Raw genomic sequence first — 20,434 nt, 5'->3', positions numbered from 1 at the left:
CGCAGCGTCGACGGCAGCAGCAACGCGCACGACAGTGGCCGCGACACCAACACCAGCTACTACGACGGCGGTGACAGCGGCAGCAACGCCAACGAAAGCAGCGGCGTCTGCAATGCCCACGACCGCAGCAACGACGACGCCCACGACCGCAGCGTCGACGGCAGCAGCAACGCGCACGACAGTGGCCGCGACACCAACACCAGCTACTACGACGGCGGTGACAGCGGCAGCAACGCCAACGACAGCAGCGGCGTCTGCAATGCCCACGACCGCAGCGTCGACGACGCCCACGACCGCAGCGTCGACGGCAACGGCAACGCCCGCGACCGCAGCGCCCGTTGCAGCGGCGGTGCCGGGGGCGGTGGTGGTTGGGGGTGATGACGGGTGGGACGCGTCAGGGTGGTTGGTCGAGTTCATGTTGCAGCCGATGGCGGAGCCCGGGCTGCTCGTGCCCGCCGAGGACGTGTGGCGGGACGCGTCGTCGCCGCTCTTCAGGTGGGTCGACTATCCGCAGGACGTGCTGCTGGCGGACCTCGGCAGGGCGAGCCGGCTCTGGCCCGAGCTCGACCAGGCGCTGGACCAGGCGCGGCCCGAGAGGCTGCGGCTCGACACGATCGGTGCCTACGACTTCCTGCGGCACGCGGGGGTGCTGCACGACGCGGGCTTCGGGGTGCTGCTGCCGGCGCAGTGGCAGCGGCGGCAGGACCTGGGGCTGACGCTGACGACGCACACGGCGCAGCCGGCCAGTCCTGTCCTGCGGGACACGACGGCCAACCGGGCCGCGATCGTCGCCTACCGGTGGGGGCTCGCGATCGGCGACGAATTCCTCAGCGAGGCGGACCTGCGGGAGCTGGCCCGGGCGAAGGTGCCCCTGGTCAGACTGCGCGGCCGGTGGGTGCACCTGGACCGGGAGAAGCTGCGGGCCGGGCTCGCCTTCCTCGCCCGCGGCGGGCAGGGGCACATGTCGGCCGGTGAGGCGATGCGGCTGGTCAGGCTCATCCCCGAGGCCGACCTGCCGCTGCCCGTCACCGGCGTCGACGGCACCGGGTGGCTCGCGGACCTGCTGACCGGGCGGGCCGTGGAGCGCCTCGAGCTGCTGGACCCGCCCGCGTCGCTGGCCACGACGCTGCGGCCCTATCAGCGCAAAGGGCTGTCGTGGCTGGCGTTTCTCGACGGGCTCGGGGTCGGGGCGCTGCTCGCCGACGACATGGGGCTCGGCAAGACCGTGCAGGTCCTCGCCCTCGAGGCGCTGCTGCGCGAGCGCGGGAAGCGGCCGCCGACGCTGATCGTGTGCCCGCTGTCGGTGCTGGGCAACTGGCGGCGCGAGATCGAACGCTTCACGCCCGGCCTGCGGGTCGCCGTGCACCACGGCACCGAGCGCAGGCTCGACGACGAAGCCGACCTGGTGCTCACCACCTACCAGGTGGCGACCCGGGACGTGGAGCGGCTCGCGGCACGGGAATGGGACCGGATCGTGCTCGACGAGGCGCAGCACGTGAAGAACAGCACCAGCGCCGCCGCGCGGGCGGTGCGGGAGATCCCGGCGCGGCACCGGGTCGCGCTGACGGGGACGCCGGTGGAGAACCGGCTCACCGAGCTGTGGTCGATCGCGGACTTCCTCAACCCCGGGCTGCTCGGCCCGGCGAGCATCTTCCGGGCCCGCTACTCGGTGCCGGTCGAGCGCTACGGCGACGCGGACGCGGCGGCCAGGCTGCGGCGGGTCACCCGGCCCTTCCTGCTGCGGCGGGTGAAGACGGACCGGGCCGTCATCGCCGACCTGCCGGACAAGCTCGAACGCCGCCAGTGGTGCAACCTGACCCTGGAGCAGGCGACGCTCTACAAGGCGGTGGTGAACGAGCTCTTCGTCAAGCTGCGCGAAGGCCGGGCCGGCGAGCAGCGCAAGGGCCTGGTGCTGTCGGCGATGACGAAGCTCAAGCAGGTGTGCAACCATCCGGCGCACCTGATGGGCGACGGGACGCCGCTGGCGGGCCGGTCGGGGAAGCTGGCCCGGCTCGAGGAGATCCTCGCGGCGGCCCTGGACGCCGGGGACCGGGCGCTGGTCTTCACGCAGTTCGCCAAGTTCGGCCACCTGTTGGCGCCATATCTCGCCGGGCGGCTCGGCACCGGGGTCGAATTCCTGCACGGCGGCACCGCCAAGGGCGCCAGGGACGCGATGGTGCAACGCTTCCAGACCGGTGCCGGGCCGGGTGTGCTGCTGCTGTCGCTGAAGGCGGGCGGGACCGGGCTCAACCTGACCGCCGCCAACCACGTCGTGCACGTGGACCGCTGGTGGAACCCGGCGACGGAGCAGCAGGCCACGGACCGGGCCTTCCGCATCGGGCAGCGCCGCGACGTGCAGGTGCACACCTTCGTCTGCGTCGGCACGATCGAGGAGCGCGTCGACACGGTCATGGCCGAGAAGCGGACCCTCGCCGGGGTCGCCGTCGGCAGCGGTGAGGGCTGGCTGACCGGTCTGTCCACCGACGACCTGCTGGACCTGATGACCCTGCGGCCGGAGGCGACGGATGCCTAGCCAGAGGTGGTCCCACCAGTTCATCGCCATGCTCGAATCGTTGCGCATGGGTACGACATTTTCCGTCGGCCGCCGGTACGCCAGAGCCGGCAACGTCCGCTCGCTGACCATCTCCAGCAGCGTCGTGACCGCGCTGGTGCTCGACGAGGACGGCGAGACCTACCGGTCGCGGATCGCCACCAGGGCGTTCTCCGCCGCCGACTGGGCGAGGATCGAGCGGGCCCTGTCCACCGAGGCGCGGTACGCGGCCAGGCTGCTCGCCGGTGACCTTCCGGAGGACCTCGACACCACGCTGGGCACGTTCGGGCTGTCGCTGTTCCCGCAGAGCCTCGCCGAGCTCGTCATGGACTGCGACTGTCCCGGCTGGCAGAAGCCGTGCCGGCACCTGACCGCCGCCTGCTACGTCCTTGCCGAGGAGTTCGACAACGACCCCTTCAACATCCTCGCCTGGCGCGGCAAGGGCCGCGACGAGCTCCTCGAACAGCTCCGCAGCCATCGTGTCTCGCAGACCGGGCACATCGCCCCGGTGGACGAGGCACCGCGGACCCGGGCCGGCTTCTGGACCGCCGGACCCAGGCTGCCGAAGCCCGAGGAACCGTTGCCCGGCACCGTCAGGCGCGGCGACGCGCTGCTGGAGCAGCTCGACCGGTTGCAGCTCACCGCGGGCCGCTTCGAGGTCACCGACTTGCTCCGTGCTGTCTACCGCACATTGGGTTGCGAAGCCAAAGCGGCCGACGGTACCGTCGAAATCAATCGCGGCTGAAATGCCGCGGTCACGGCCGAGAGGCGCTGCGACGGGCCCATGACGGGCTCGCCACGCTCGGCCGCTGACTACCCTTGACCCAAGGGCGCCTCCTGTCACCGGGAGGTGACCTCAGGCTATGCACAAGTTCCTGCAGACGCGCAACGGGATCGAATTCGCCGTTGCCGATCTCTCCCTCGCGGCCGCCGGCCGCACGCAGATCCGGCTCGCCGAGCACGAGATGCCGGGTCTGATGGCGACCCGCCGCGAGTTCGCCGACGCGCAGCCGTTGCGCGGCGCCCGGATCGCCGGCTCCCTGCACATGACCGTGCAGACCGCGGTGCTCATCGAGACCCTCGTCGCCCTCGGCGCGCAGGTCCGCTGGGTGTCCTGCAACATCTTCTCCACCCAGGACGAGGCGGCCGCCGCGGTCGTCGTCGGCCCCGGCGGCACCGAGGAGGCGCCCACCGGCACGCCGGTGTTCGCCTGGAAGGGTGAGACGCTCGCCGAGTACTGGTGGTGCACCGACCAGCTGTTCGACTTCGGCGACGGCCTCGGCCCGAACATGATCGTCGACGACGGCGGCGACGCCACGCTGCTCGTGCACAAGGGCGTCGAGTTCGAGGCCGCGGGGCAGGTCCCGCAGCCGACGGCCGACGATTCGGAGGAGTTCGCGCTGGTACTGGGTACCCTCGCCGACAGCCTCGCGAAGGACGGCCGGCGCTTCACCAAGCTGGCCGCCGGCATCCGCGGGGTCACCGAGGAGACCACCAACGGCGTCAAGCGGCTCTACAAGCTCGCCGAGGCCGGTGAGCTGCTGTTCCCCGCGATCAACGTCAACGACTCCGTCACCAAGTCGAAGTTCGACAACACGTACGGCATCCGGCACTCGCTCCTGGACGGCATCAACCGCGCCACGGACGTGATGCTCGCCGGGAAGCTCGCCGTCGTCTGCGGCTACGGCGACGTCGGCAAGGGCGCCGCGGAGGCGCTGCGCGGCATGGGCGCCCGGGTCGTCGTCACCGAGATCGACCCGATCTGCGCGCTGCAGGCGGCCATGCACGGCCTGCCCGTGGTCCGCCTCGGCGACGTCGTCTCGACCGCTGACCTCTTCATCACCACGACCGGCAACAAGGACATCATCATGGCCGCCGACCTGGCCCTGATGAAGCACAACGCGATCGTCGGCAACGTCGGCCACTTCGACAACGAGATCGACATGGCGGGCCTGCAGAGGGTCCCCGGCATCGTGAAGAACGAGATCAAGCCGCAGGTCCACGAGTGGACGTTCCCCGACGGCCACGCGGTCATCGTGCTGTCGGAGGGCCGGCTGCTCAACCTCGGCAACGCGACCGGGCACCCGAGCTTCGTCATGTCCAACAGCTTCACCAACCAGACGATCGCGCAGATCGAGCTGTTCACGAAGCCGGACGCGTACGAGCGTCAGGTGTACCGCCTGCCGAAGCACCTCGACGAGAAGGTCGCCGCGCTGCACCTCGAGGCGCTCGGCGTCCGGCTCACCGAGCTGTCCAAGGAGCAGGCGGAGTACATCGGCGTGGACGTCGCCGGCCCCTACAAGCCGGAGCACTACCGCTACTGACGGTCTGACTCCTCGCAGTACCGCTTGAACCCCTTGAGGTCCATGCGCAGCCGGGCGTGCAACGCCGCGTCCGGCTGCGTGTCGTGCGGCCGGACCAGACGCTCGTCCAGCTGCGCGACGGCCACCACGTTGGTCGCGCCGTCGTCGACCGGCTCCAGCCAGAACGCCTCGATCAGCTGCGCGCTGTCCCAGCGCACGTAGCGACCCTCCTCGGTGTCGCCGAGGACCGCGTCGATCTCGACCCGCCGCCCGCCGATGTCGAGCGCGAGGTGCGCCGCGCGGTCACCGGACGGGCTCAGGCCGAGAATCCCGGACATGAAGCGCGGGTATTCGCTGAACCGCACCAGGTGCCCGTAGGCGGACATCGGCGGCACGGCCACCCGCATCTGTTCCTGGGTGACGATCATCGTGCTCTCACCCCCTGCGCTCAACCGTACAACCGCCGCAGCCGCGAAGCGTCGGACAGGATGTCGATCGAGGCGATCCGGCCGCCCGCGACGGTGAAGCTCATGACCGACACGACCTGCCCGTCGACGGTGTTGACCAGGCCGGCCGCGCCGTTGACGAGCACCGCGCCGGTGTCGCACAGGGTCGCCATCCGCTGGAACGTGGCGGCCTGCCCGGACACCGCCGCGACGCCGCGCAGGACCCGCATGCCGGCGCCGGTGTCGGCGCGCAGCACGACGTCGGGGTCCAGGATGCTCAGCAGCGCGGCGAAGTCACCGCCGCGGGCCGCGGCGAGGAACGCGTCGACCACCCGGCGCTGGCCGGCGAGGTCCGGATCCGGGTCGGGGACCGCACCGCGGACCCGTTGCCGCGCGCGGCTGGCCAGTTTCTTGGCGGTCACCGGTGTACGGTCCACGATCGGTGCGATCTGCTCGAACGGCAGCCCGAACATGTCGTGCAGGACGAACGCGAGCCGCTCCGCCGGGGTCAGCGACTCCAGCACCACCAGCAGCGCCAGCCCCACCGACTCGGCCAGCAGCGCCTCCCCCTCGGGATCCGGCCCGCCGGCCTCGGTGACCACGACGTCCGGCAGGCAGTCCTCGCGGCGGGAAGCGCGGGCGCGCAGCATGTCCAGGCACACCCGGCCCACGACGGTGGTCAGCCAGCCGCCGAGGTTGTCGATGCCGCCCGTTCCGGTGCGGGCCAGCCGCAGCCACGCCTCCTGCACGGCGTCGTCGGCGTCGGTCAGGGAGCCGAGCATGCGGTACGCGACCGCCTTCAGCCGGGCGCGGTGGTCCTCGAACTGCACGGCCAGCAGGTCCTCGGCGTTCACGGGCACGATCCTCTCGGAGGTGATGTCCCAGTGGTGACGTGCCGCGCCGGGAAAAGGTGACCGGTCACCTTCCCGCCGCGCGATCCGTCACACCGGCATGACCAACACGACCAGCGACGCCATCCAGTCCCGGCTCCCCGACCCGACCCGGCTCGTCCCGGAGCTGCAGGAGATCGGCGCCGCCCTGTTCCGGGCCACCGGCAACGGTTCCGTCCCCCGGGCCACTATCGGGCTCGTGCACCTGCGGGCGGGGCAGATCGTCGGCAACACCTACCTGACCGTCATGCACACCGGGATCCTGCGCAAGGCCGGCGAGACGGAGGACCGGATCACCGCCGTCGCCTCCTGGCGCGACGCGTTGTGCTTCACCGGCGCCGAACGGGCCGCGCTCGCCCTGGTCGAGGCGGTTCTGACGGCAAACCCGTCCGGCGAGCGGGTCCCCGACGCGCTGTACGACGAGGCGGGCCGCCACTACGACGACAAGGCCCTCGCCACGCTCATCATGGCGATCGGCCAGGTCGGCTTCTACATCCCGCTCGCCCTCATCGGCAGGCCGCTGCCGGGCGTGTCACCGAAGGAGCAGTGGCGCGACTAACCTGCAACGGTGACGCGCATCCGCCAGTTCGAATGGCCCGACTACGACGCCGTCGTCAGGATCTGGGAGTCCGCCGGCAGCGAGGTCGTGCCGCGCGCCGAACTGGCGGCGAAGCTCGACCGCGACCCGGAGCTGTTCCTGGTCGCGGACGCCACCGGCGCCGTGACGGCGGTGGTGCTGGGCACGTACGACGGGCGGCGGGGCTGGATCCTGCGCCTCGCCGTCGACCCGGCCCACCGCCGCCAGGGGCTGGCCAAGGCGCTGGTGGAGGAGCTGGAGCGGCGCCTCGCCGCGCTGGGCTGCCCCCGGGCGAACCTCATGGTCCTGCCGGACAATGCCGCCGGCCTCGGCTTCTGGCAGGCCATGGGGTATCTGCCGGTCCCCGACGTCCTGTGCACCAAACCGCTGCCGGCGACCACCGGCGTCCAGCCGGCCCCGCCGTCGCGCTGACGCACAGGACCGTTCAGGACCGCAGCGGCGCCGTCGCGAAGTCGCGCATGCCGGCGGCGAGGTCGACGCGGGCGGTGAAGCCGAGCTCCGCGCGGGCCCGGGCCGGTGCGGCGACCACGTGCCGCACGTCGCCGGCGCGGAAGTCGCCGGTGACGACCGGCGCGGGGCCGTCCATCGCGGCGGCGAGCGTCGAGGCCATGGCGCCGACCGTGACTGGGCGGCCCGAGGCGATGTTGAACGCCCGGAACCCGTCGACGGCGGCGTCGACGGCGAGGACGTTGGCGGCGGCGACGTCCGTGACGTGCACGAAGTCGCGGCGCTGGGCGCCGTCCTCGAACACCCGCGGCGGCCGGCCGGCGGCGAGGGCGGACCGGAAGATGGCGGCGACGCCGCTGTACGGCGTGTCGCGGGGCATCCCGGGCCCGTACACGTTGTGGTAGCGCAACGCCACGGCCGTGCCGGCACCGGCGATCGCCCACGCCTGCGCCAGGTGTTCCTGGGCGACCTTCGTCGCGGCGTACACGCTGCGCGGCCGTAACGGGGCGTCTTCGTCGACGTCGCGGGGCTCCAGCGGCGCGCCGCAGGCCGGGCAGCCCGGCTCGAACCGGCCGGCGGCGAGGTCACCGGCGGCGCGGGCGGCGGGGGGCGTGGGGCCGTGGCCGGGGCACGCGTAACCACCCTCGCCGTACACGACCATCGAGCTGGCCAGGACGAGCCGGCGCACGCCCGCGCGGGCCATCCCGGCGAGCAGCACGGCGGTGCCGAGGTCGTTGCAGCCGACGTACTCCGGCAGGTCGGCGAGGTCCACGCCCATGCCGACCATCGCCGCGTGGTGGACCACGGCGTCGGCACCGTCCAGCGCGGCGGCGACCGCGTCCCGGTCGCGCACGTCGGCGCGGGGAAACCCGGGCTCGGGCGCCCTGTGCGCGGCGGGGTGCAGCAGGTCGAGGACGGCGACGTCGTGGCCCGCGGCGCGCAGCGCGGTGACGACGTGCGTGCCGATGAACCCGGCGCCGCCGGTGACGAGGATGCGCATGCCGTCGACCGTACGCAGCGGCGACCGCCGACGCGGGCCGGCGTTCGCGGTTCGTAATGATTGGTTCGCCGCTCGTAAGATCTTCGGCGGGCAACCGTCGGTAGCGTCCGATCCGTGCCAGATGTCGTATTGCCTTGTCTGAATGAGGCCGCCGCGCTGCCGTGGGTGCTGTCCCGGCTGCCGGACGGCTACCGCGCGATCGTTGCCGACAACGGCTCCACGGACGGGTCGCCGGCGATCGCCGTCGCGCACGGTGCGACGCTCGTCCACGCCGCCCCGCGCGGGTTCGGCGCCGCCGCCCACGCGGGCCTCGAGGCGGCGACCGCCGACGTCGTGTGCTTCATGGACGCCGACGGTTCCTTCGACCCGCGGCAACTGCCCCGGGTCGCCGGGCCGGTCCAGGAGCGCAGGCTCGACCTGTCGCTCGGCCGGCGCCGCCCGACCGGCCCGGGCGCGTGGCCGGTGCACGGCAGGGTCGGCAACGCCGTCGTCGCGTGGCGGTTGCGCCGCGCCGCCGGGATCCCGGTGCACGACCTCGGCCCGATGCGCGCCGCCCGCCGGGAGGCGCTGCTCGGGCTGGGGCTGCTCGACCGCCGGTTCGGCTACCCGCTGGAGATGATGGTCCGCGCCGCCGGGGCGGGCTGGCGCATCGCCGAGGTCGACGTCGACTACGCGCCCCGCATCGCCGGTGGCCGGTCGAAGGTCACCGGCTCCGTCCGCGGCACCGTCCGCGCCGTCCGCGACATGTCGAAGGTGCTGGCCCGATGAAGGTACAACTGCTGCTGCTGGCCAAGACGCCGGTCCCGGGACGGGTGAAGACCCGACTCTGTCCCCCGTGCACGCCCGTGGAGGCGGCCAGGATCGCCGCGGCCATGCTCGCCGACACCGCCGACGTGCTCAGCGCCGCTCCCGCCGCCCGCCGCACCCTCGTCGTCGACGGTGACCTCGCCGCCCCACCCGGCTGGCACCGGCGACCGCAGCGCGGCGGGGGCCTCGGCGAGCGGCTCGCCGCGGCCTACGCCGACACGGCGCTGCCGGGCGTCGCGACGCTGCTCGTCGGCATGGACACCCCGCAGCTGCGCGTCGCGCACATCGTGCAGGCGTGCGCCGCCCTCGCCACGGCCGGCGCGGTCCTCGGCCCCGCCGAGGACGGCGGCTGGTGGGCGCTCGGCCTGCGCGACCCGTCCGCGGCCCGGGTCCTCGCCGGCGTGCCGATGTCCACATCGGACACCGCAGCGGCGACGCGGGCCGCGCTGCGCGGGCTCGGCCTCGAGGTGGCGGCGCTGCCTACATTGCGCGATGTCGACACCGCCGCGGACCTCCTCGTGGTCGCCGCCGACTGCGCCCCGGGTCGCTTCGTTCAGGAAGTCTCAGCGGGAGTCCCGTCATGAACGCGCCGGTAGCCCTGTACGGCGCGGCGCTGCGCCGGGCCGCCCGCGGCGAACCGTCCACGATGGACCTCGTCGACGTGCACGGCGCGGTGGTCCGCCCGCTCGACGCCGGCGCCTGGTCGGGGCGGCCGCGGCCCGGCGACGCGCAGCTCGTGCGCCGCTGCACCGACGGCACCCTCGACCTGGGCTGCGGCGCCGGGCGGCTGACCGAGGCCGTCGCCGCGACCGGCCGCCGGGTCCTCGGCGTCGACGTGAGCCCGCAGGCGGTGCGGTACGCGCAACGCCGCGGCGCCCCGGTCATCCGCGGCAACCTGTTCGGCCCGCTGCCCGGCGAGGGCGGATGGAGCTGCGCGCTGCTCGCCGACGGCAACATCGGCATCGGCGGTGACCCGGCGCGCCTGCTGCGCCGCTGCCGGGCCCTGATCGGCGGCGCCGGCAGCGTCCTCACGGAGGTCGACCCGCCCGGCGGCCGCACCTGGAGCGGGCCCGTCGCGCTCACCGGCGCCGGCCGGACCAGCACCACGTTCGCGTGGGCGTTCGTGACCGTCGACGACATCGCCGCCGTGGCCCGCGACGCCGCGCTGCGGGTCGCCGGAACCTGGACGGAGGCCGGCCGATGGTTCGCCCACCTGACGCCCTGACCACGGTGTCGCGGCGGTTCACCTCGCCGCTGCGGTCGCCGGCGCTGACCGCGCGGCTGGGCCTGTGGCTCGGCGTCGCGTTCGCCGTGTGCTTCGTGACGGGTCTGCTCAGCCACGCGTTGCAGCACCCGCCGGGCTGGTGGTCCTGGCCGTCGCGGCCGGTCCAGCTGTACCGGGTGACCCAGGGCCTGCACGTCGCCACCGGCCTCGCGTGCTTCCCGCTGCTCACCGCGAAGGTCTGGTCGGTCTACCCGAAGCTGTTCGCGTGGCCGCCGGCCCGCGGCGTGCCGCACGCCCTGGAGCGCGGCGCGGTGGCGCTGCTGTCCGGCGCGGCGCTGTTCGAGCTCGTCACCGGGCTGCTGAACATCGCCTACTGGTACTCGCTGATGCCGTTCGGGTTCGTCGGCGCCCACTACTGGACGGCGTGGCTGCTCGCCGGCTCGATGCTGCTGCACGTCGCCGCGAAGCTGCCGGTCATCGTCGCCGCGTTCACCGCCCCGGTCGTGCCGGGTGCGGGCCTGTCACGCCGGGGTGTGCTGGCCCTCACCGGCGCCGCCGCCGGCGTCATCACCGTCGCCACCGCCGGGCAGACGGTCCGCCCGCTGCGGCGGTTGTCGCCGCTCGCTCCGCGCCTGCCGGACGTCGGACCGCAAGGGGTGCCGGTGAACAAGACCGCGGCCGCCGCCGGCGTGACCACTGTGGACGACTCGTACCGGCTGACGGTCACCGGGCCGGGCGGGCGGCACGCGCTCAGCCTCGCCGACCTGCGGGCCATGCCGCAGCACACGGTGTCGCTGCCGATCGCGTGCGTCGAAGGCTGGAGCGCCGACGCCGAATGGACCGGGGTCCGCGTCGCGGACCTGCTCCGCCTCGTCGGCGCCGCGGACACGGACACCAGGGTGACCGTCGAGTCGCTGCAACGCGAGGGCGGCTACCGGACGTCCACACTGGACGCCGGCCCGGCCCGGGATCCGTTGACGCTGCTGGCGTTGCGGCTCGGCGGCGAGCCGCTGCACCCCGACCACGGGTACCCGTGCCGGCTCATCGCCCCGAACCGCCCGGGCGTGCTGCAGACGAAATGGGTCGGTGCGCTCACCGTGCTGCCGTCATGAGGGCGCTGCTCGGCGTCCTGGGGCTCGTCGCCGTGGGGTACGGCGCCTACGGCCTGCTCACCGACGGCGGCGCCAACCCGCCCGGGCACCTGGTGTTCCTCGCCGTGCTGCTCGCCGGGCACGACTTCGTGGTCGTCCCCGTCGTCGTCCTCACCGGCGTGGCCCTCGCCCGGTGGGTGCCGCGGCCGGCGCGCGAGCCGGTGCGGGCGGCGCTGGTCGTCAGCGCCGCCGTGTCGGTGGTGGCGTTGCCGTTCGTCGTCGGCGCCGGGCGGATCGCCGACAATCCGTCGGCGTTCCCGCAGCACTACGGCCGCGGTCTCGCCGTCGTCCTCGCCGTCGTGTGGACCGCCGCCGCGCTGTGGACGGTCGCGGGCCTGCTCCGAAGGCGCCGGCGGTGACCGCCCGGAGGGCGGGTGCGGCCGTGTGCCTCGTCGCGATGCTCGCGGCGCTGCTGCTCCTGCCCGGCCGCTGGTACCTGCTGATGTGGCTGCCGTTCGCGGCCGGCGCCTGGCTGGTGTGCCGCCTGGACCGGCGGGCCGCGCTCGTCCTCGTGCTGCTCGGCGGCGCCGCGCTGCCCCTCGCGGCCGGCCTCGAGCCGCCGAACAGCAGCGACGACATGTACCGCTACGTGTGGGACGGCCGCGTCCAGCGCTCAGGCGTCGACCCTTACCGGTTTCCGCCGTCGGCGCCGCAGCTCGCCGGGCTGCGTGACGGTTTCCTGTGGCCGGAGCACTCGAACTGGTGCGTGCCGAGCGGCTGCGCGCTCATCAACCGGCCGGACGTGCCGACCATCTACCCGCCGGTCGCCGAGGCGCTCTTCGCCGCCGTGCCGGACCCCGGGGGCACCCGCCCGATGCAGCTCACCATGGCCGGGTTCGCCTTCGGGACCGCGATACTGCTCTGGTACGCCCTGCGCCGCCTCGGCCGCGACCCGCGCCGCGCGGTCGTGTGGGCCTGGTGCCCGCTCGTCGCCCTGGAAGCGGGGAACAACGCGCACGTCGACGTGGCCGCCGTCGCGCTCGCCGCGGCCGCCCTGCTCGTCCTGGCCCGCGCCGGCACCCGCCGGGCGGCGCTGGCGGGCGGGGTCCTGCTCGGGCTCGCGGTCGCCACGAAGCTCACCCCGGCGCTGCTCGGCCCCGCGGTCCTGCGCCGGCGACCGGTCACGGTCGCCGCGGCCGCCGCGGGCGCGGTAGCCCTGGTGTATCTGCCGCACGTCGCCGCCGCCGGCCCGGACGTGCTCGGCTACCTGCCCGGGTACCTGCACGAGGAGGGGTACGCCAGCGGCACCCGGTTCGCGCTGCTGGGCCTGCTGCTCCCCGGCCCGGTCGTCGCGCCCGTCGCGGCGCTCCTGCTCGCCGCGGTCGCCCTGGCCGTGCTGCGGACCTCCGAGCCGGCCCGGCCGTGGCGGGGCGCGGCGGTGATGGTCGCCGCGGCGCTGCTCGTCACCACCCCGACCTACCCGTGGTACGCGATGCTGCTGGTGATGCTCGTCGCCTACGGCGCGCCCGTGGAGTGGCTCACGCTCGCCGTCGCCGGGACGTTCGCTCAGCTCGCCACGGACCTCGGCCTCGTGCAGACCACCGTGCAGCGGGCCGGGTACGGCGCCGCGCTGCTCGTCGTCGCCGCCGGTCTCCTCGTCCGGCGGCGGCAGCGGCATAGGATCATGGGATGCGACTCGGTGTGCTGCTCCTCCCCACCGACCCCTGGGCACGGACCGTCGAACGGGCCAGGCACCTCGAGGCGCTCGGCTACTCGCACCTGTGGACCTACGACCACCTGTCCTGGCGCCGGTACCGCGACGAGCCGTGGCACGCCGCGATCCCCTGGCTGACCGGGCTCGCCGGGGTGACCAGCCGGGTGCGGCTCGGCACGATGGTCACGTCGCCGACGTTCCGGCATCCCGTGCAGCTGGCGAAGGAGGCGATGACCCTCGACCACGTCAGCGGCGGCCGGCTCACCCTCGGCGTCGGCGCCGGCGGCACCGGCTTCGACGCGACCGTCCTCGGCGAGGAGGTCCGCACGCCGCGGCAGCGGGCGGCGCGGCTCGCCGAGTTCACCGAGGTGCTCGACGGGCTGCTGCGGGAGCCGGTGTACTCGCACCGGGGCGAGCACTACACCGTCGACGACGCGCGGATGGTCCCCGGCTGCGTCCAGCGGCCCCGGCTGCCGCTGGCCGTCGCGGCGGCGGGGCCGAAGACGCTGGCGCTCACCGCACGGTTCGCCGACGCGTGGATCACCTTCGGCGAGCCCGACGCCGCGGACCAGTCACCGGCCGCGATCGAGGCAGCGGTACGCGGGCAGGCCGCGATCCTCGAGGACCACTGCGCGGCGGCCGGCCGGGACCCGGCGTCGATCGAGCGCATCTACCTGGTCGGGAACACCGCGGAACGGCCCCTGGCGAGCGTGGCGGCGTTCGAGGACTTCGTCGGCCGCTACGAGGCGCTCGGCTTCACCGACATCGTCTTCCACGACCCGCGGCCCGGCGACCCGGTGTGGACCGAGGACCCCGAGATCGCCGACGCGATCGCCGAACGCCTCCTCTGACGCATCCCCTCCGGCGGCTCGCCGCGCGGTCAGTGCCGGCGGGTCGCGAAGTGGCGGGCGGCGCAGGCGAGCAGGTCGGTGTCGAACGGCAGGCGGGCGCAGCACGCCTCCGCCTCGGCGAGGTGTTCCGCGGTCAGGCGGCGGGCCTCGGCGAGGCCGCAGGTGCGCACGATGTTGGCCTTGGCGGTGTCGTGGCCGGCGTCCTTGCCGAGCAGCCCGGCCGACGAGGTCGCGTCCAGGACGTCGTCGTGCAGCTGGAACACCACACCGGCGTGGAAGGCGAACCGTTTGAGCTCCTCGATCTGCTCCGGCGGCCGGCCCAGCAGCATCAGCAGCGGCACCAGTGCCGCCTCGATCGCCGTGGAGGTCTTGAGGCCGTACATCTCGATGATCTGCGCCGGACCGGTGTCCGTGCCGAGCCGCAGGTCGAGGTGCTGGCCGCGGCACAGGCCCGCCGGGCCGAGGACCGAGCCCACGTAGTCGATGACCTTCGTGACCCGGCCCGCCGGGAAGGCACGGTCCAGCTGGGCCACCAGGCCGAACGCGGACGAGACCATCGACAGGGCCGCCAGCTGGGCGCTCGCCTCGCCGTACACCATGTGCAGCGCGGGCCGTCCGCGGCGCAGCGTCGCGCCGTCCTGCGCCGGCAGGTCGTCGAAGACCAGGCTCGCGGTGTGGAACAGCTCGCCGGCGACGAGGACCGGCTCGATGGTCGCCGGGTCCACGCCGAGCCCCTCGGCGAGCATGAGCCCGAGCGCCGGCCGGAGGCGTTTCGCCGACCCCGCGAGCGCATGCCCGATGACGGCGTCCAGATCGTCGCCGTCGCGCGCCGGCCAGCGCCGGTCGAGCAGGCCGTTGACGTACGGCACCCGATCGGCGATGAACGTGCGGCAGTCGACGGCGGTCGGCGCCCGGCTCGACAGCACCCGCCCGGCCCGCTCCCGCAGCCGCTGCTCCGCCACGTCCGCCCGGGCGGGTCTCCCGGCGGCCGCGGCCAGGAACCGGCCGACCGCGGCGCTGCCGGTGCGGTGCGCGCGCAGGTCCTCGGCGCGGCTCAGCCGGGTGCTGGTGTAGTACGCGAGCGCGTCCGCGGCCACGGGGTCACCGCCGTAGACCTCCTCCGCGACGTACGCCTGATACGCGAACAGGTCGTCCACACCGGCCGCCGTCCGGCGCCCCGCCCGCTCGTCCTCGGCGGCGTCGACGACGTCGTCGCGGAGCTGGCTGACGAAGATCGTGTTGATGCACCGGCGGTAGAACCCGTCGCCGACCCGGCGGCGCGCGAGGAGGTTCGCGATGACCCGGCTCATGCCCGCCTTGACGAACATGTCCGGGTACGTCGCCTCCGGCCCGCCCGCCGCCCGCCCTGTCTCACGGTGTTGCGCGAGGTACATCGCCTCGGCCGCGTGGTACAGGTGCCGGTACTCACCGAACGGGTAGTCCTCGAGCAGCCACCCGTGCACGGCGTGCAGCTCCTCGGCGAGGGGGTGCTCCGGCACCTCGGCGAGGTCCGCCGGCTCCCCCGTCGCGAGCCCCTTCATGACCAGCTCGTGCAGCCGCTCCCGGTCCCGCTGCCGCAGGTACCGGCCGGGCCCGTCGTGCAGCGTGTCGTCGACGATCGCGTAGGCCGCGCCGAGCCCGTACGCGCCGCGCACGACACCCGCGAGGTCCGCCGCGCCGCTGTGGGCCGCGATGAGCAGCACCCCGGTGGCGGCCCGCACCACCTTCCCCATCCCGCCGGCCCGCACCACCGCGTCGGGCAGGATGCGGTGCAGATGCTCCAGCCGCCCGGCGAGCCACCGCGCCTCGGCCGTGTCCCGCAACGCCGGCAGGTGCCGCTCCAGCGCCGCGACGACCCCGGCCGCCCCGCGCCGCTCGTCGATGTCGCCGAGGACCTCCCGCACGCTCGGCAGCCGCGTCTTCGTGACCGCTTCCACCGCCTCCGGCGCCGGCACCTCGGCAAGGTTGAAGACGCTGAAGTGCACCAGCTCCCTGCGCTGCCGGACCCGCGCCCGCCGCCACCCGAACCGGCCGGCTTCCCGCAGCTGCTCGGTGCACAGGTCGACGTGCCGCTCGACCGCCTCCGGGTTGGCCCCGGCCCAGGCCCGGAAGTCGGCCAGCGTGTGCCCGACCCCCACCAGCAACCTGCCCTCCGCCAGGTCCTCCTGACAGAACGCGAACGGGCCACGGGCCTCGGCTGGCTCACTCATCGGGGCTACGGCACTACTCCCTCCCGGCGCGCGCGACGTTGGAGCCCGATGGTAGGCGGCCCGCGCTCGCCAGCCCCCGACGACAGGCCGCGAGCAGGCATTCGTCGCGGCTGACCACCCCCTGGCCGGCGTGCCGGCGCGGCTCGCCCAGCTCGGCGAGCAGCAGCAGCGCCAGCGCGGCGGCCAGCCCCGCGACGGCCGCCGCGGCGATCTCGGGACGGGTGCGCGGGTTGCCGTGCCAGGCGGCGGTCAGCGCCGGCGCGACCCGCTCCGCGTCGCCGGTGAGGTGCCACAGGGCGAGGGCCGCACGTGCCGGGCGCCACCAGGTCCAGTCCGGCGCGTCCAGGTACCTCGTGACGTGCGGTGCGGCCGGTGCCGCGGCCGGGCCCATTCCGGCGATCTCCTCCAGCGCGGCGGTGCCCGCGTGACCGTCGAGCCGCGCGGTCAGCAGCGGCAGTACCGCCGGTGAACCCTCGATCCGCCACAGCGCACCGGCGGCGGCGACGGCGAACCTGGCGTCGTCGCCGGTGGCGGCCGCGCGCAGCGCCGGGACCGCTTCGGCGGCGGCCGGGCCGATGCGTCCCAGCGTCGTGGCCGACCCGGCGTCGAGCGGGTCGGCGAGCAGCCACGGTACCGTCGCGGCCGCCGCCGGACCAGTCCAGCTCGTCGAGCCCCTCGTACATGCGCGGCAGCCTAACCGGATGCTCGCCGTCCGAGGGTCAGACGGTGATGACGACGTTGCCGACCTTGCGGCCGCTGTCGACGTACCGGTGTGCCTCGACGATGTCCGACAGCGGGTAGGAGCGGTCGATGACGACCCGGATGCGTTGCTGGGCGATCAGGTCGTGGAGCTGGGCCAGGGCCTCGTGTTTGCGCACCGACATGCCGGTGCGGACGCGGGGACCGCCGGTGACCGCGGTCCGCAGGGCGTGGACGTTGTTGACCAGGCCGGTCGTCGGCAGGTAGCAGCCGCCCGGCGCGAGAACCGGCCGGCACCGGGCGAACGTGCTGCGGGTGACGGTGTCGAAGATGACGTCGTAGCGTTCGCCGCTGGCGGTGAAGTCCGAGACGGTGTGGTCGTGGACGCGGGTCGCGCCGAGGGACTCGACGAGTTCCGCGTTGCGGCCGCTGCACACGCCGTGGACCTCGGCGCCGGCCAGGGCCGCGATCTGCACCGCGTACGTGCCGATGCTGCCGGACGCGCCGATCACCAGGACCTTCTGCCCGGCCTGGACCTGGGCGAGGGTGTGCAGGAAGTACCAGGCGGTGGTGAACCCGTCGACGGCCGCGGCGGCCTCCGGGTAGCCGACGCCGTCCGGCATGGTGGTGAAGGACGCCTTCTCCGGCAGGCACTTGTACTCGGCGTTCGCGCCGACGGCGAAGCCGGTGAACCCGAACACCCGGTCACCGACGCGGTGCCGCCGTACGAGGGGGCCGACGGCGGTGACCTGACCGGCGAACTCGAGGCCGAGCACGCGGATGCCCCTGCGCGGTCGGCGCAGCCCGAGGACGACCCGCCCCCACCGCGGTTCGCCGCGGCGCATCCCGCACTCGGCGGACGTGACGGTGGTGGCGTGCACCCGGATCAGGACCTGGTCGTCCTTCGGCACCGGCGCCGGCAGCTCCGCCTGGGTGAGGACCTCGGGCGGGCCGTACGCCCGGAACATGACCGCTCGCATGCGCGCCATCATGCGGTGACGATGCTGTTAACCCGCTGAGTGCCGCTCAGTCCTCCCACACGTCGACGCGGTCGAGTCCCCGCGCGTCGCGGGCCGCGTCGACCATCCGCTGGATGAGTGCCGTTTTCCGGCGGGTGTACGTGTCACCGTCATGCCCGGCGGCGGCGAGCTCCCGTTTCAGGCGGCCGTACTCGTCGCGGTCCGCGGGGTGCCGCAGGAGGTGGTCGCGCAGCAGCCGCTCGTTGCGGGTGTCCCAGGTGCCGGCGGTGACGACGTGCAGGTGGTAGGCGGGCGCACCGTCCCGCCGGTAGAACAGCCGCCCCCGCATGCCGGTCTCCAGCCGCCGGTACCCCAGCGCCGCGAGGACGTCGTCGTTGCCCACAACGGTGCCGAGGTCGCCGGTGGCCGCCATGAGGTCGATGACGGGTTTCGCCGCCAGCCCAGGCACCGCGGTGCTGCCCACGTGCTCGACGACACCGAACGCGCCGGGCAGCGCCGAACACAACTCGCCGACCGCCTGCCGGGCGAGCCCCGCCCAGGCCGGGTCGTGGTCGTGGATCTCGATCGTCACGCCAGGACCCTACCGATCGTGGCCAGGAGCCGTTCGTCGTCGGTGACCTGCGCGCTGGACCACGACGTGGAGCTGACGCCGCAGCGGCCCGGCTCGGCGAGCTCCGCACGCAGCAGCGGCGCCAGCCCCTCGGCGAGCGCGCCGGTCGCCGCCGCCGCGATGTCATTGCGCAGCAGCGGGTTGCCGGCCCACGCCGCCGCGAGCACCGGCACGGACCGGGTCGCGTCGCCGGTGATCCGCCACAGTGCGAGCGCCGCCTGCGTGGGCCGTCGCCAGGACGTGTCCGGGACGTCCAGGAACGCCGCCACCCGCGGCGCGGCCTCCGACGCGGCGGCGCCCATCCCGGCGAGCTCGGCGAAGGCGGACGGCTCGTCGAGGCGGGCGGTCAGCAGCGGCACCGCCTCCGGCGCGCCGCCGATCCGCCACAACGCGCCCGCGGCCGCGACGGCCAGCCTGGCGTCGTCACCACCGGCGGCGGCGCGCAGCGCCGCGGTCGCCGGGGCCGCGGCCGGGCCGATCAGCCCGAGGGTGCCGGCGGTCCACTCGTCGGGAAGGCTCGCCGTCAGCCACGGCACCGCCGGCGCCGAGTCCGGCCCGAACGCGCGCAGGGCGGCGTGGAAGCCGTACCACGTCGGCGGTGGACGCTCACCGGGCCGGCGGGACGGCAGCGCGGGCAGGATCGCCTCGACGATCCGCGCGGCGTGCCCCGGATAGCGGGCCAGCAGGTGGCCGACGTCCCGCGGGCCCCGGTCGAGGCGCAGCGCGGCAAGGAGCAGCGGCAGCACCCGCTCGTCGCCGAGCCGGGCCAGGGTATCCAGCGCCGGGTGCGGCCCCGGGTCGGCCCACGCGGGCAGCCCGTCCCGCCACGGCCGGGCCGCCAGGTCGGCGACGACCGCCGCGACCCGGTCGGCGACCACGGCGGTCAGCGGCGCCCAGTACCGCAGCATCTTGACGGCATGCCCGCGGACCTGCGACGACGGGTGCGTGAGGTGCTCGCCGACGAGCCTGATCAGGCCACTGTGGTCACCGCGCCACCGCTCGACGAGTTTGGTCGCGCCGTACAACGCGTCGTCGACGACGTCTGCGTGCGGCGAGCGCAGCAGCTCCTCCAGGATCGCCGTGCGCTCGGCGACCCGCGGCCCGAGCACGTCGGTGAGCTCGTCGACGAGCCGGGCCGCGTGCGGCGCCCGCCGGTGCGCGTCCAGTTCCTCGAACAGGACCCGGACCGCCCCGATGTGCGTGTCCGTGGTGAACCCGGCCGGCTCGGCGGGCCCGGCGTCCTCCGCGTACGCCCGCTCCAGCAACGCCACGACCCCGTCGAGCGGCACCACCGCGGGGTCGACGCGGGCGACCGCGATGAGCGCGGCGACCCTCGTCGACGCCTCCGCCGCGGTCGCCGCGACCCGCAGCAGGTGCGCGGTGACACCCGCGTCGGCCGCGGCGAACCGGCCGAGCGCGTCGAGCAACGCCCGCCGCCCCTCGGCGTCGGTCTCCACCGCCAGCCGGTCGGCCAGCAGCCCCGGAACCCGCGGGTCGCCGTCGCACGCGGTCAGCAGCCGCGGCACGGCCGCCCGCACCTCAGGATCCGGATCGTCGAGCAGGTGGCTGAGATCGGCCCCGGCGATGAGCTCCCGCGCCCGTCCGGTCCGTGCCATCATCGCGGCCCAGCTGTCCGGGTCGTCCTCGTCTTCTTCGTCGTCGCTCGTGTACGGCCATTCGTCCGCCGCCCCGATGCTCGCCAGGAGTTCAGCGATGCCGGCCCGCCCCGGCGCGCCCGGGGTGCGCAGCGCTTCCAGCAGGAACGGCACCGCGGCGAGGGTGCAGTCGTAGACGTCGCCCTGATGGTGGACGGCGCCGTACATCGCGTCGAGGGCCTCCTCGCGGGTCGCCGGGTCCTCGTCGACGAGGCTGCGCAGCAGGTCCGGCACCTCACCGGCCGGGCCGTAGGCGTGCCGCATCGAGGCCCAGTCGACCGCGTCCAGTCCGGCGTACACGGCCAGCAGCGTAGCCGCCCGGTACGATCCGGCACATGTCCGGCGCCGCCCTCACGG

General features: G+C 74.4%; 20 protein-coding genes, 1 pseudogene and 1 riboswitch. Of the genes and pseudogenes, 13 read left to right on the top strand and 8 right to left on the bottom strand.

The features are described from left to right. The 4 genes from ACZ6TV_RS17020 to ahcY all read left to right on the top strand — a co-directional run. Positions 1-378, top strand: a 378-nt coding sequence (locus tag ACZ6TV_RS17020; protein WP_465298116.1) for a hypothetical protein, incomplete at its 5' end; no start/stop codon positions are given. A 37-nt stretch (positions 379-415) separates the two neighbouring features. After that, positions 416-2,533: a DEAD/DEAH box helicase gene (locus ACZ6TV_RS17015; RefSeq protein ID WP_465298115.1), complete on the top strand. Its 2,118-nt coding sequence runs from the start codon at positions 416-418 to the stop codon at positions 2,531-2,533. Then, positions 2,526-3,296, top strand: coding sequence for an SWIM zinc finger family protein (locus ACZ6TV_RS17010; protein WP_465298114.1), 771 nt, complete (start codon positions 2,526-2,528; stop codon positions 3,294-3,296). The genes ACZ6TV_RS17015 and ACZ6TV_RS17010 overlap by 8 nt, the downstream gene beginning before the upstream one ends. 12 nt (positions 3,297-3,308) lie before the next feature. Beyond that, positions 3,309-3,394: riboswitch (S-adenosyl-L-homocysteine riboswitch) on the top strand. A gap of 20 nt (positions 3,395-3,414) precedes the next feature. After that, the gene (ahcY, locus tag ACZ6TV_RS17005) at positions 3,415-4,875 is read left to right on the top strand and encodes an adenosylhomocysteinase (RefSeq protein ID WP_465298113.1); all 1,461 of its coding nucleotides are present in this window, start codon (positions 3,415-3,417) and stop codon (positions 4,873-4,875) included. Here the strand turns inward: ahcY and ACZ6TV_RS17000 are convergent. Then, positions 4,869-5,282 carry a hypothetical protein gene (locus tag ACZ6TV_RS17000; protein ID WP_465298112.1) on the bottom strand — a complete coding sequence of 138 codons (414 nt, stop codon included), beginning with the start codon at positions 5,280-5,282 and terminating at the stop codon, positions 4,869-4,871. The two genes, ahcY and ACZ6TV_RS17000, sit on opposite strands and share 7 nt — an antisense overlap. A 20-nt stretch (positions 5,283-5,302) precedes the next feature. After that, a complete protein-coding gene (locus tag ACZ6TV_RS16995) occupies positions 5,303-6,154 on the bottom strand; it encodes a sigma-70 family RNA polymerase sigma factor (protein ID WP_465298111.1) in 852 nt (283 codons plus the stop codon). A 97-nt stretch (positions 6,155-6,251) separates the two neighbouring features. On the opposite strand from ACZ6TV_RS16995, the gene ACZ6TV_RS16990 reads away from it, so the two are divergent. Both ACZ6TV_RS16990 and ACZ6TV_RS16985 read left to right on the top strand, forming a co-directional pair. Further along, positions 6,252-6,749 carry a carboxymuconolactone decarboxylase family protein gene (locus tag ACZ6TV_RS16990; RefSeq protein WP_465298110.1) on the top strand — a complete coding sequence of 166 codons (498 nt, stop codon included), beginning with the start codon at positions 6,252-6,254 and terminating at the stop codon, positions 6,747-6,749. A 9-nt stretch (positions 6,750-6,758) separates the two neighbouring features. Then, positions 6,759-7,199: a GNAT family N-acetyltransferase gene (locus ACZ6TV_RS16985; RefSeq protein WP_465298109.1), complete on the top strand. Its 441-nt coding sequence runs from the start codon at positions 6,759-6,761 to the stop codon at positions 7,197-7,199. Between the two features lie 13 nt (positions 7,200-7,212). On the opposite strand, the gene ACZ6TV_RS16980 is transcribed toward ACZ6TV_RS16985, so the two are convergent. Beyond that, entirely contained in the window at positions 7,213-8,235 is a 1,023-nt protein-coding gene (locus ACZ6TV_RS16980; protein WP_465298108.1) for an NAD-dependent epimerase/dehydratase family protein, read from the bottom strand. 114 nt (positions 8,236-8,349) lie between these two features. Between ACZ6TV_RS16980 and ACZ6TV_RS16975 the strand changes: the two genes are divergently transcribed. The 7 genes and pseudogenes from ACZ6TV_RS16975 to ACZ6TV_RS16945 all read left to right on the top strand — a co-directional run bounded on the left by ACZ6TV_RS16975 (position 8,350) and on the right by ACZ6TV_RS16945 (position 13,923). Beyond that, positions 8,350-9,003: a glycosyltransferase family 2 protein gene (locus ACZ6TV_RS16975; RefSeq protein ID WP_465298107.1), complete on the top strand. Its 654-nt coding sequence runs from the start codon at positions 8,350-8,352 to the stop codon at positions 9,001-9,003. Continuing rightward, positions 9,000-9,626: a TIGR04282 family arsenosugar biosynthesis glycosyltransferase gene (locus ACZ6TV_RS16970; RefSeq protein ID WP_465298106.1), complete on the top strand. Its 627-nt coding sequence runs from the start codon at positions 9,000-9,002 to the stop codon at positions 9,624-9,626. Before ACZ6TV_RS16975 ends, ACZ6TV_RS16970 begins: the two co-directional genes overlap by 4 nt. Next, a complete protein-coding gene (locus ACZ6TV_RS16965; protein ID WP_465298105.1) occupies positions 9,623-10,267 on the top strand; it encodes a methyltransferase domain-containing protein in 645 nt (214 codons plus the stop codon). The genes ACZ6TV_RS16970 and ACZ6TV_RS16965 overlap by 4 nt, the downstream gene beginning before the upstream one ends. Next, positions 10,243-11,379 carry a molybdopterin-dependent oxidoreductase gene (locus tag ACZ6TV_RS16960; protein ID WP_465298104.1) on the top strand — a complete coding sequence of 379 codons (1,137 nt, stop codon included), beginning with the start codon at positions 10,243-10,245 and terminating at the stop codon, positions 11,377-11,379. The genes ACZ6TV_RS16965 and ACZ6TV_RS16960 overlap by 25 nt, the downstream gene beginning before the upstream one ends. Then, on the top strand, positions 11,376-11,777 hold the full coding sequence (locus ACZ6TV_RS16955) for a hypothetical protein (protein WP_465298103.1): 402 nt from the start codon (positions 11,376-11,378) through the stop codon (positions 11,775-11,777). The genes ACZ6TV_RS16960 and ACZ6TV_RS16955 overlap by 4 nt, the downstream gene beginning before the upstream one ends. Continuing rightward, a pseudogene (locus ACZ6TV_RS16950) lies at positions 11,720-12,814 on the top strand (glycosyltransferase 87 family protein); the annotation flags it as partial. The gene ACZ6TV_RS16955 and the pseudogene ACZ6TV_RS16950, both read left to right, overlap by 58 nt. Positions 12,815-13,047: 233 nt before the next feature. Continuing rightward, complete coding sequence (locus ACZ6TV_RS16945) at positions 13,048-13,923, top strand: LLM class flavin-dependent oxidoreductase (RefSeq protein ID WP_465298102.1); 876 nt, start codon at positions 13,048-13,050, stop codon at positions 13,921-13,923. Positions 13,924-13,952: 29 nt separating this feature from the next. Here ACZ6TV_RS16945 and ACZ6TV_RS16940 read toward each other — a convergent pair whose 3' ends face one another. From ACZ6TV_RS16940 to ACZ6TV_RS16920, 5 genes are all read right to left on the bottom strand, one after another. Next, positions 13,953-16,133 (bottom strand): polyprenyl synthetase family protein, encoded by a 2,181-nt coding sequence (locus ACZ6TV_RS16940; protein WP_465298101.1) that lies wholly within the window; start codon positions 16,131-16,133, stop codon positions 13,953-13,955. 13 nt (positions 16,134-16,146) lie between these two features. Continuing rightward, the gene (locus ACZ6TV_RS16935) at positions 16,147-16,524 is read right to left on the bottom strand and encodes a hypothetical protein (RefSeq protein ID WP_465298100.1); all 378 of its coding nucleotides are present in this window, start codon (positions 16,522-16,524) and stop codon (positions 16,147-16,149) included. A gap of 328 nt (positions 16,525-16,852) precedes the next feature. Then, the gene (locus ACZ6TV_RS16930) at positions 16,853-17,812 is read right to left on the bottom strand and encodes an NAD(P)-dependent alcohol dehydrogenase (RefSeq protein ID WP_465298099.1); all 960 of its coding nucleotides are present in this window, start codon (positions 17,810-17,812) and stop codon (positions 16,853-16,855) included. A 46-nt stretch (positions 17,813-17,858) separates the two neighbouring features. Further along, positions 17,859-18,383: a GrpB family protein gene (locus ACZ6TV_RS16925; RefSeq protein ID WP_465298098.1), complete on the bottom strand. Its 525-nt coding sequence runs from the start codon at positions 18,381-18,383 to the stop codon at positions 17,859-17,861. Further along, positions 18,380-20,377 carry a HEAT repeat domain-containing protein gene (locus ACZ6TV_RS16920; protein WP_465298097.1) on the bottom strand — a complete coding sequence of 666 codons (1,998 nt, stop codon included), beginning with the start codon at positions 20,375-20,377 and terminating at the stop codon, positions 18,380-18,382. The genes ACZ6TV_RS16925 and ACZ6TV_RS16920 overlap by 4 nt, the downstream gene beginning before the upstream one ends. Positions 20,378-20,434: the final 57 nt, after the last annotated feature.

It is taken from the genome of Dactylosporangium sp. NPDC051087, assembly GCF_055586325.1.
Note: the sequence above shows the minus strand (reverse complement) of the source record. Positions and strands in the feature narration are given on the sequence as shown.

Bases quoted from the DNA above. Each gene is read 5' to 3' on its own strand.
- ACZ6TV_RS16965 (WP_465298105.1), top strand. From the start codon at position 9,623: ATGAACGCGCCGGTAGCCCTGTACGGCGCGGCGCTGCGCCGGGCCGCC.
- ACZ6TV_RS16980 (WP_465298108.1), bottom strand. From the start codon at position 8,235: ATGCGCATCCTCGTCACCGGCGGCGCCGGGTTCATCGGCACGCACGTC.
- ACZ6TV_RS16955 (WP_465298103.1), top strand. From the start codon at position 11,376: ATGAGGGCGCTGCTCGGCGTCCTGGGGCTCGTCGCCGTGGGGTACGGC.
- ACZ6TV_RS17000 (WP_465298112.1), bottom strand. From the start codon at position 5,282: ATGATCGTCACCCAGGAACAGATGCGGGTGGCCGTGCCGCCGATGTCC.
- ACZ6TV_RS17015 (WP_465298115.1), top strand. From the start codon at position 416: ATGTTGCAGCCGATGGCGGAGCCCGGGCTGCTCGTGCCCGCCGAGGAC.
- ACZ6TV_RS17010 (WP_465298114.1), top strand. From the start codon at position 2,526: ATGCCTAGCCAGAGGTGGTCCCACCAGTTCATCGCCATGCTCGAATCG.
- ahcY (WP_465298113.1), top strand. From the start codon at position 3,415: ATGCACAAGTTCCTGCAGACGCGCAACGGGATCGAATTCGCCGTTGCC.
- ACZ6TV_RS16945 (WP_465298102.1), top strand. From the start codon at position 13,048: ATGCGACTCGGTGTGCTGCTCCTCCCCACCGACCCCTGGGCACGGACC.
- ACZ6TV_RS16930 (WP_465298099.1), bottom strand. From the start codon at position 17,812: ATGCGAGCGGTCATGTTCCGGGCGTACGGCCCGCCCGAGGTCCTCACC.
- ACZ6TV_RS16940 (WP_465298101.1), bottom strand. From the start codon at position 16,133: ATGAGTGAGCCAGCCGAGGCCCGTGGCCCGTTCGCGTTCTGTCAGGAG.
- ACZ6TV_RS16970 (WP_465298106.1), top strand. From the start codon at position 9,000: ATGAAGGTACAACTGCTGCTGCTGGCCAAGACGCCGGTCCCGGGACGG.
- ACZ6TV_RS16990 (WP_465298110.1), top strand. From the start codon at position 6,252: ATGACCAACACGACCAGCGACGCCATCCAGTCCCGGCTCCCCGACCCG.
- ACZ6TV_RS16935 (WP_465298100.1), bottom strand. From the start codon at position 16,524: ATGGGCCCGGCCGCGGCACCGGCCGCACCGCACGTCACGAGGTACCTG.
- ACZ6TV_RS16960 (WP_465298104.1), top strand. From the start codon at position 10,243: ATGGTTCGCCCACCTGACGCCCTGACCACGGTGTCGCGGCGGTTCACC.